The following is an 8,124-nucleotide window of genomic DNA, read 5'->3' on the forward strand; positions in this document are numbered from 1 at the left end:
GACGGCGTCTGGGGCCACGACGTCTACATCGACGAGCGCACCGTCGACGTGCATGTCGGCCGCCTGCGCAAGGCGCTGAACCGCCCCGGCGAACTCGACCCGATTCGCACCGTGCGCGGTTCCGGCTACGCCTTCGACGAGACGTTCTCGGTGGGTGATTAGAGCGCGTTCGCGTTTGGCGCGCGCACGTCCCGATCGGCAGGCTCCGAAGCGTCGGGAAACAAGATCGCGAACGTTTCAGGGTCGTAGTAGGGTAGGATCATCGTTGCGAACGTGCGCGCCTCCAAGCCCAACGCCTCCCCCCAGGCGCGAAGCTTATCGGGCGGAATGCGTCCTCGCCCGGTCTCGAGTTGCGATATGAAGGTGTAGACTCCGCCCCCGACCAGCGCACAGAGTTCGCGCTGCGACAACCCGCGCGCCTCGCGCAGTCGCCTGAGCAGGCGACCGCCCTCTCGCCGGAGTTCTTGAACCTCCGGTGTCGAGAGCCGTTGCGTGCTGTTGTACATGGTCCACGGTCCCGCCTCGGGAGGTCTATGCGATGACTATCGCCGAGATGAAGTAGACTGGTTCACCCTCGTATTCAAGGTCCAGGTAAATACCCCCACGCCGTGTGAGGCAGTGCAGCAAACCAACCTCGAACCAAGTCTCGCTATCGTAGCGGGATGCCGCTAAGCAGAAACTCATATATGTCTCGAGTTTCACATTTTATCCGAAGTCGATCGGTGCCTCAAAGACACACTTAGACCTTTCCGGATGTGCAGGTTTTGCCCTCAAATGCGCTTGCTTCGGCATCAATTGATGCAAGATCAGGAAATGCCCTACCGGTAGCGACTTCCGGTTCATTCTCAAACAGCACCGCAAAGGTTTCAGGATCGTAGAAGCGCATGATCATCTGAAGAAAGCTGCGCGCCTCGATGCCGTAAGCATTGGCCCACGTGCGGATCTGATCGGGAGGGATGCGGCCTCGACCGGTCTCGATTTGGGAAACGAACGTGTAGACGGGCGAGCCCACTTCAGCAGAGAAGGATCCTTGCGTGTGCCCGGCCTTCTCGCGCAGATGCTTCAGAAGTCGACCGGCATCACGGCGAAGCTCCTGCGTCTCCGGCGATGTCAACTTCTGCGCGCTCGTGGACATCGCACAAACACTCCTACCAGGGCCCAGCGTCTGTGGGTGGAACTCGATCAGGGGACGAGATTGCGGCAGCAGCGAGTCGACGCGGGTCGTCTCTCGTCAAGGCAAGGGCGGATCGGGCGGGCCGCCGTCACGGCGAAGCGGGTTCACCCGCCCGGCATGAAGCCGCGCCGTTGCCCGTTTCGGTAGGATCGTCACCATCCTCGAAGGCAGGGCGCAGAGGGCCGATGCCGCGCCGCCACACGTGTCACCGTTGATTGGCCTGCGCGATGCGTGCTTCGACCGATCCCTCGCGACCATGCAAAATCCGGTTGCCGCCGGTCTCTGGCGGTGGAGAGCGGCGCCTGCTCGACATGGCACGATGGCACGGCCTTGACGATGGCCGGCCCGTGCCTGTGCGGTCGTGAACGATCGCACCATGAACGAACGCACCACGCGTGCCGACCCGACGACGTGGTGCCGCAGGACGGCGTTCCGCCCTCGTGCGCGGCAGGCGGCGCGCTTGAGCACGCGACTGCCAGAATACGGCCGCCTTTGCACGGCTTTATGCGCACTGCGCCAGGATCACGCCGCATCATCCCCAACGGCTGCTTCGGTTTGCGTCGGGCGCCTGCCACCGGCTCGTTCATCGGCGGACGGCATCGTTTGCGCAATGAAGAAAAATTTTCCAGCGCGTGGTACCGGGCCAGGGCAGGCCGTTCCCCATGTGTCGAGGGTTGAAGCGATGAGGTTGTTGCTAGTCGTCGGCACAGGTCTGTTGGCTCTGACCGCTTGTGTTGGGAATGAGAAAAATAATTTCGATCCTGTTTCTGCACGCCTGACCCAGATACAACCGAAATTATCGTCGACAGACGATGTGGCACTGCCCGGACAGGCAACTCGTCAAGCCACGAGCCGTGTGAATACAGGTGTTGATCCTCTATCCATCCTCTATGCTCGCCAAAATCGGACTTCCGTCGCCAATATCCAGAACGATAAGCGGTCCTCGGAGCTGGGTCTCTCCTCACCGTCCAGTACGGATGTGTCCGCAGTGCCGATCGCCTTGCAGGCCGAACGCGCGGTGCGTCCGGCCAATCTTGCGCCGACGCTCATGTCTTCGGGTCTCCCTGTCGTTCGACAGGCCCCGCCGCGCAAGTCTGAGGATGCGTCCACCCTCAGCGAGGTCGAAACGCGCGCAGAGAAGGAGGCGGTAGCCCAGCAGCGACGCGACAAGCGGTTCGATGCGCAGGTTCGGCGTGTCACGGCGTCAATCTGCTCGGGATGCACGCTGAACCAAGCAAGACAGAACATTGGAAATTGAAAAACCAATATCGGTATTGCTTGCATCCGTCAAACAAATGCCAACGAAAATGACGATCGAAACAAGAAATTCATCGAAGTAGGATAATTTGCAAATCTTATTTATCAGAAGTATCTCCGTATGCGTGGGCCGACTCTTGATCGCCCTGCATCTGCATACCGAAAACGGCGCTGAGCAGATGCGGGCCTACCCCCATTGGACGTCGGACGGATGGTCAGCCTTGCGACGCGATTGCTTGGCGCGCGGGTGACGCTGCTGGGCGTTCTACGGCTCCTCGGCCCTGAGCGCGCAGTGCCGTGCGGCGGGCTGGGACGACCGGCTGCGAGCCGCGTGCGCGCCGGCGAGGATCATGGACCGCGGCACCGGCGAAGTCCGTCCCGGTCGGGGGATGAGGGACGCGCGGACCGGGATTTCCTGCGCTATCCCGGCAGGCCGGCTCAGGCCGGCTCGGCCAGCATCCGGTCGATTGCCTCGCGGGCGCACCGCGCCGCCTGGCCCGCGAGGTCGAGGGCCGGCGTCGGGTCGATGCCTTCGCGGCAGGCGCGGCCGAGCTCGGCGCAGGCCTGCGACAGCCCGAGGAACCCGAGCGTCCCGCTCGCCGAGACGAGGATGTGCGCGTCCTGCGCCAGCGTCTCCCGCTCGCTGGGCGGGGCGCGGAGGCGGGCCGCGATCTCGTCGCGCAACAGGCCGAGCAGGTCGAGCAGCCACGTCCGCCCGAAGCAGGCTTCGAGATCGGAGACGATCGCGGGATCGTAGGCCGAAGGCGCGACCGCGCATTCCGCCGCGGGGCTCGGGCGCTCGGGGCGCGAAGGCATCATCGGGGCGGCTCGGGGCGGTGCTTTAGAGAATTCTTAATCCTCGTAACCTCTATTGGTCCAACCTACAATCGGAACTGCACTGATGCACCCCGCCCAGAGCGTGCTCATTGTCGAGGACAGCTACCTGCTCCTCGAGATCATCGCGACCTTGTGCGCGACCCAAGGCATCCGCGTGATCGAAGCATCGAGCGGGGAGGCCGCGCTGACCATCCTGCGCGACCGGGGCGCGGCGATCGACTGGCTGTTCACCGACATCAACCTGCCGGGACTGATCGACGGCTGGAGCGTGGCCGAGGCGTTCCGCGCCGAGCATCCCGACCGGCCGGTGGTCTACACCTCGACCTCCGCCGGCCGGCATCCGCGCGCGGTCCCCGGCAGCCTTTACCTGCGCAAGCCCTTCCAGATCCGCGACGTCAACCGGATCGTGCGGATGATGGCCGAGGGCCTCGACGACGACCGGCTCCGCGCGGCCGGCTGACGGCGCGGCCGCTTCAGCGACGCGCGGCCGCGCGGAACATCGCCGCGATCTCCGGCGACGCGGCCCAGGTCTCGACCCGCGCGCAGGCGAGGTCCGCCGGGTCGGCGGCGGCGTAGAGCGAGAAACTCGCCGCGAGGAATCCGGGCAGGTCGTAGAGCGTCGGGAAGGCGTCTCCGCGCGGCTTGGGCTTGAACAGGTACGAGCCGGCGAGCCCGTAGACCTCGGCGATCGGCGGGTAGACCGGCCAGACCACGTCGCGGGCGAGCTCGTCGCCGAGGTAGTCCTCGATCTCCACCGGCTCGGGCGAGAACCCGCCCTCCGTGAGCAGCCGCCGGGCGATGTCGCCGACGACGAACGCCTTGGGGTGGTTGATCACGTGCATGAAGGCGCCGCGCCGGCCCCAGCGGCTCATCTCGCGCTCCAGCCCGAAGCCGACCGCGGCGGCGGCGCCGAGCGTCTCGCGGACCGCCGGCTCCCACTGGTCGAGGTAGCCGAGGCGATGGAACACGTCCTCGCGGAACAGGGTCGCGGCCTGGGGCGCCGTCAGCCCGAGGCGATGGGCGCAGAGCGCGATCGCCGAGTGGTACTGCCCCAGCGGCGAGCGCGCGAGCTTGAGGGCGGAGAGGTCCTCGACCCGGCCGGCATAGACCATGTCGGGGTGGAAGGCCGAGAACACGATCGTCGGAAACAGCACCGTGCGGGGCTCGCGCGTGCGCAGCGTCGTGATGTCTCCGCCGGGGATCAGCCCGGCGGGGAAGGATTGCGAGAAGACGTGATCGTAGGTGGAGAACGTCGCGAGCAGGCCGTCGATATGGCCGTGGTCGCGCGCGAGCGTCCCCATCGGCACGAAGCGGACCGGGCTGTCCGGCGCGAAGAGCCGCATCGCCTGCGCCACGCCGCGGGCCTGGCAATTGCCGAGCACGGCGATCCGTGGCCCCTTGCGCCCGGCATCCTCGGCGGGCCTGGCGCGCCACGGTGTCGCCCAGGATGGCGGCGACAACGAGAACGCGCCGCGCGCGCGCCGGGGCAGGTCGGAGAGGGCCAAGGTACGCGCCGGGTCTCGCTGTGCGGGGTGTCGGCGGGCGCATCGCGGCGGCCGCGGCAGGGATCGAAGGCAGAGGTCGGAGGAAGGATCGGGAATGGCGTCCAATCCCTATAGCGGTCTACCGGCCGAGCGATTCTGGCGCAAGGTCGTGACCAACGTCGCCCCCTTCGCCGTCGACCCGCGGCCGAGATCGCCCTTCGCGATCGGCCGTGCCGACAAGGTCGCCACCGGCGGCTCGTGCTTCGCCCAGCGCGTCGCCGAGGCCCTGCGGGCGGCGGGCTTCAACTACCACGTCACGGAAACCCCGCCCGCCGGCACGACGCCGGCGGACGCCGAGGCGCGCCAGTTCGGCACCTTCTCGGCCCGCTACGGCAACCTGTACTACACGCGCCAGTTCGTGCAGCTCTTCGACCGCGCCTACGGCCGCTACGCGCCGGAGCTGACGGCGTGGCTGCGCGCGGACGGCCGCTACGTCGACCCGTTCCGCCCCACCGTCGAGCCGGCGGGCTTCGCCAGCGAGGCCGAGGTGGCGGCGGCCCGCGACGCGCATCTGGCCGCGGTGCGCCGCCTGTTCGAGACGCTGGACGTGTTCGTGCTGACGCTCGGCCTCACCGAGGGCTGGCGCTGGCGCGCCGACGGCGCCGCCCTGCCGCTCGCCCCGGGCGTCGCCGGCGGCAGCTACGATCCGGCGCTCTACGAATGCGTCAACGCCGGTGCGGCCGAGGTGCTGGCCGACCTGCAAGGCTTCCTGGCGCGGCTCTGGAGCGTGAACCCTGCGGCGCGCATCATCCTCACGGTGTCGCCGGTGCCGATGATCGCCACCTACATGGACCGGCACGTGATGGAGTCGAACAGCTACTCGAAATCCGTGCTGCGGGTGGCGGCGGGCGAGGCCTGCGCCTCGGGCGACCCGCGCGCGGTGTACTTCCCCGCCTACGACATCGTCACCAGCAACGTGAACGCGGGCCGCTACTACAACGACGACCTGCGCACCATCAACGACGCGGGCGTGCGCCACGTGATGCGCTCGTTCCTGGCCACTTTCGCCGCCGACCGCGAAGGCCCTGCGCCGGTCGCCGCCGGGCACGATTTCTCCGCCGAGTACGAGGGCACCGCCGGCGTGATCTGCGACGAGGAGCAGATCGAGCGCAGCGTGGCGTGAGGACGACTCGCCTTGCATCCAACGCGCCCTCTCCCATCTGCGGGAAGAGGGAACGCGCACTTGCCGGAAGCCGAAGTCCCACCAGCGAGGACGGATGGTCGCTTCGGGCTATTGCAAGTGCCGCGCGTAGGTATCGCCCGCCGCGGCCTTTAACTCCGCTCCCGCCTCACGCCCGATCCGCTCCGCGTCGGCCACCGGCCCGGAGCGCGAGGCCGCCCAGTGGCGGCTGCCGTCGGGGAGGAAGAGCAGGCCGTCGAGGCTGAGCGTGTCGCCCGCGATCCGGGCGAGCGCCGCGATCGGCGTGCGGCAGGAGCCGTCGAGTTCGGCGAGCAGCGCCCGCTCGGCCCCGATCACCGTGGTGGTGGCGGCGCAGGCGAGCGGGGCGAGCAGCGCGTGGATCGCGGCGTCGTCCGCGCGGGCCTCGATGCCGAGGGCGCCCTGGGCCACCGCCGGCAGCATCTCCTCGACCGACAGGACGGAGCGGGCCATGCCCTCCAGGCCGAGGCGCTCCAGGCCCGCGAGCGCCAGGAGGGTGGCGTCGCATTCCCCCGCTTCGAGCTTGCGCATCCGGGTGTTGGCGTTGCCGCGCAACGGCACGATCCGCAGGTCCGGCCGGCGCATCAGCACCTGCGCCGCGCGCCGGAGCGAGGAGGTTCCGACGCGCGCCCCCTCGGGCAACTCCGAAAAACCCGCGGCGCGGGGCGCGAGGAAGGCGTCGCGCGGGTCGTCGCGGGCCAGGATGCAGGCGATGACGAGCCCCTCGGGAAGCCAAGTCTCGACGTCCTTCATCGAGTGGACGGCGACATCGATCGCGTCGGCGAAGAGCGCCTGCTCCAGCTCCTTGGTGAACAGGCCCTTGCCGCCGATCTCCGAGAGCGGCCGGTCGAGGATCTTGTCGGCCACCGTGGTGACGACGACGAGCTCGGTCTCCAGCCCGGGATGGGCCGCCACGATCCTGTCGCGGACCATGCCGGTCTGCGCGAGCGCCATCGGGCTGCCGCGGGTGCCGATGCGCAGAGGGCGCTGGATGAGGCGCTGGATCATGGGCTTCCCGTCTCGCGTAAGTTTTTCGCGAGCATCGTCGCCGGAGGCGGTGGGCGCAAGCCTCAGAACGCCTTCAGCACCCGCGCGGTGTGCTCGACCGAGGGCGGGCCCGCGAAGCAGGGGGAGACGATGGCGCGGTAGTCCTGCCACGCCTGCGAGCCGGTGAAGCCCTCGGTATGCGCCTCCAGGGTGTCCCACCGGATCAGCAGGCGGTACCGCTGCGGATGCTCGATCGAGCGGCGCACGTCGAAGCCGCGGCAGCCCGCGGCGGCGCGGAAGATCTCGGCGGCGCGGGCGATGCCGGCCTCGAACGCGGATTCCATGCCGGCCTTGATCTCGATCTGCGCGATCTCGAGGATCATTCCTGAGTTCCTTTGCGACGATGGTCTTGGATGGTCGCGGGCGAAAAGCCTATTGCAGCGGCCGGCCGAGCTTGCGCGCGAGGATGCGCTGCGGGCTCTTGTCGGGAAAGGCTTGGCCTGAGACCGGCAGGTAGGCGGTCTGCTCCAGCATGTAGCGGCCGCCCATGGCGCCGTGCATCACGAGGTCGGAGAAGGTCACCCAGGTCTGGCCGGGCAGGAATTCCACGTCGGCCTGGGGGGCGTTCGCCTGGTAGCCCTCGTCCCGCTTCAGGGCGTCGTGCAGGTGCAGCATCAGGTGGTCGTATTCCGACCGCTTCGCCTTGGTGATGCCGAGCGCCGCCAGAACCTTTGCCGAGAGCGGCGAGTAGCCCGGCAGCCTCGGCAGGAACTTGTCGGCCATCGCGGAAAAGTCCTCGCCGACGCGCCACAGGCGCGGCTCGCCCTGCGCGTTGATGTTGCGGAAGACGCGCAGGATGCGCGTCTCGCCGATCGGGTTCGAGGGGAAGGCGTCGACGTGGAGGCGGGTGTCGTCGCGGCGCCAGCTCATCTTGCGCCGGTCGACGTCGAAGGGCCGGTACGAGGTGCCGGCCAGCGTGACGCCGGCCGCGTAGTCCGGCAGGTGGCGCGCGATCAGGTCTTTCGCGAAGCCGCGGTAGCGGATCAGCAGCGCGCGCAAGGCCGCCTGCTCCTCCGGCGTGCCGGCGGCGCCGCGCAGCGTCGCGGCCGGCCCGCGGATGCTGACGTTCTTGGCCTTGCCGTCGGCGAAGGGCCGCTCGGTGAAGC

At 68.3% G+C, this 8,124-nt stretch carries 11 protein-coding genes; 4 read left to right on the forward strand and 7 right to left on the reverse strand.

The genetic code is table 11. The annotated features are described in order from the left end of the window. Window positions 1–162: winged helix-turn-helix domain-containing protein (locus ACFE86_RS19805; RefSeq protein WP_375457050.1), on the forward strand; the 162-nt coding region annotated here is incomplete at its 5' end. Here the strand turns inward: ACFE86_RS19805 and ACFE86_RS19810 are convergent. Further along, window positions 159–506 carry a helix-turn-helix domain-containing protein gene (locus ACFE86_RS19810; protein ID WP_375457040.1) on the reverse strand — a complete coding sequence of 116 codons (348 nt, stop codon included), beginning with the start codon at window positions 504–506 and terminating at the stop codon, window positions 159–161. The genes ACFE86_RS19805 and ACFE86_RS19810 overlap by 4 nt on opposite strands. Window positions 507–739: 233 nt before the next feature. Then, window positions 740–1,135 (reverse strand): helix-turn-helix domain-containing protein, encoded by a 396-nt coding sequence (locus ACFE86_RS19815; RefSeq protein WP_375457041.1) that lies wholly within the window; start codon window positions 1,133–1,135, stop codon window positions 740–742. 415 nt (window positions 1,136–1,550) lie between these two features. Between ACFE86_RS19815 and ACFE86_RS19820 the strand changes: the two genes are divergently transcribed. Then, window positions 1,551–2,432 (forward strand): hypothetical protein, encoded by an 882-nt coding sequence (locus ACFE86_RS19820; protein WP_375457042.1) that lies wholly within the window; start codon window positions 1,551–1,553, stop codon window positions 2,430–2,432. A gap of 437 nt (window positions 2,433–2,869) precedes the next feature. On the opposite strand, the gene ACFE86_RS19825 is transcribed toward ACFE86_RS19820, so the two are convergent. After that, window positions 2,870–3,250, reverse strand: coding sequence for an Hpt domain-containing protein (locus tag ACFE86_RS19825; protein ID WP_375457043.1), 381 nt, complete (start codon window positions 3,248–3,250; stop codon window positions 2,870–2,872). Between the two features lie 82 nt (window positions 3,251–3,332). Here ACFE86_RS19825 and ACFE86_RS19830 point away from each other — a divergent pair, with 82 nt between their 5' ends. Next, window positions 3,333–3,728, forward strand: coding sequence for a response regulator (locus ACFE86_RS19830; RefSeq protein ID WP_375457044.1), 396 nt, complete (start codon window positions 3,333–3,335; stop codon window positions 3,726–3,728). A 13-nt stretch (window positions 3,729–3,741) separates the two neighbouring features. On the opposite strand, the gene ACFE86_RS19835 is transcribed toward ACFE86_RS19830, so the two are convergent. Then, complete coding sequence (locus ACFE86_RS19835) at window positions 3,742–4,773, reverse strand: WcbI family polysaccharide biosynthesis putative acetyltransferase (RefSeq protein WP_375457045.1); 1,032 nt, start codon at window positions 4,771–4,773, stop codon at window positions 3,742–3,744. A 94-nt stretch (window positions 4,774–4,867) separates the two neighbouring features. Between ACFE86_RS19835 and ACFE86_RS19840 the strand changes: the two genes are divergently transcribed. Next, a complete protein-coding gene (locus tag ACFE86_RS19840; protein WP_375457046.1) occupies window positions 4,868–5,935 on the forward strand; it encodes a GSCFA domain-containing protein in 1,068 nt (355 codons plus the stop codon). A gap of 108 nt (window positions 5,936–6,043) precedes the next feature. Here ACFE86_RS19840 and hemC read toward each other — a convergent pair whose 3' ends face one another. From hemC to ACFE86_RS19855, 3 genes are all read right to left on the reverse strand, one after another. Beyond that, window positions 6,044–6,979 (reverse strand): hydroxymethylbilane synthase, encoded by a 936-nt coding sequence (gene hemC / locus ACFE86_RS19845; RefSeq protein ID WP_375457047.1) that lies wholly within the window; start codon window positions 6,977–6,979, stop codon window positions 6,044–6,046. Between the two features lie 62 nt (window positions 6,980–7,041). After that, a complete protein-coding gene (locus tag ACFE86_RS19850; RefSeq protein ID WP_375457048.1) occupies window positions 7,042–7,341 on the reverse strand; it encodes an antibiotic biosynthesis monooxygenase family protein in 300 nt (99 codons plus the stop codon). Between the two features lie 49 nt (window positions 7,342–7,390). Beyond that, on the reverse strand, window positions 7,391–8,124 hold a 734-nt coding region (locus ACFE86_RS19855), incomplete at its 5' end, for a Kdo hydroxylase family protein (protein WP_375457049.1).

This window comes from uncultured Methylobacterium sp., assembly GCF_964244095.1.
Taxonomy (GTDB): Bacteria; Pseudomonadota; Alphaproteobacteria; order Rhizobiales; family Beijerinckiaceae; genus Methylobacterium.

Coding starts and splice junctions, on each gene's coding strand:
- ACFE86_RS19815 (WP_375457041.1), bottom strand. CDS start 1,135: ATGTCCACGAGCGCGCAGAAGTTGACATCGCCGGAGACGCAGGAGCTT.
- hemC (WP_375457047.1), bottom strand. CDS start 6,979: ATGATCCAGCGCCTCATCCAGCGCCCTCTGCGCATCGGCACCCGCGGC.
- ACFE86_RS19850 (WP_375457048.1), bottom strand. CDS start 7,341: ATGATCCTCGAGATCGCGCAGATCGAGATCAAGGCCGGCATGGAATCC.
- ACFE86_RS19825 (WP_375457043.1), bottom strand. CDS start 3,250: ATGATGCCTTCGCGCCCCGAGCGCCCGAGCCCCGCGGCGGAATGCGCG.
- ACFE86_RS19830 (WP_375457044.1), top strand. CDS start 3,333: ATGCACCCCGCCCAGAGCGTGCTCATTGTCGAGGACAGCTACCTGCTC.
- ACFE86_RS19840 (WP_375457046.1), top strand. CDS start 4,868: ATGGCGTCCAATCCCTATAGCGGTCTACCGGCCGAGCGATTCTGGCGC.
- ACFE86_RS19810 (WP_375457040.1), bottom strand. CDS start 506: ATGTACAACAGCACGCAACGGCTCTCGACACCGGAGGTTCAAGAACTC.
- ACFE86_RS19820 (WP_375457042.1), top strand. CDS start 1,551: ATGAACGAACGCACCACGCGTGCCGACCCGACGACGTGGTGCCGCAGG.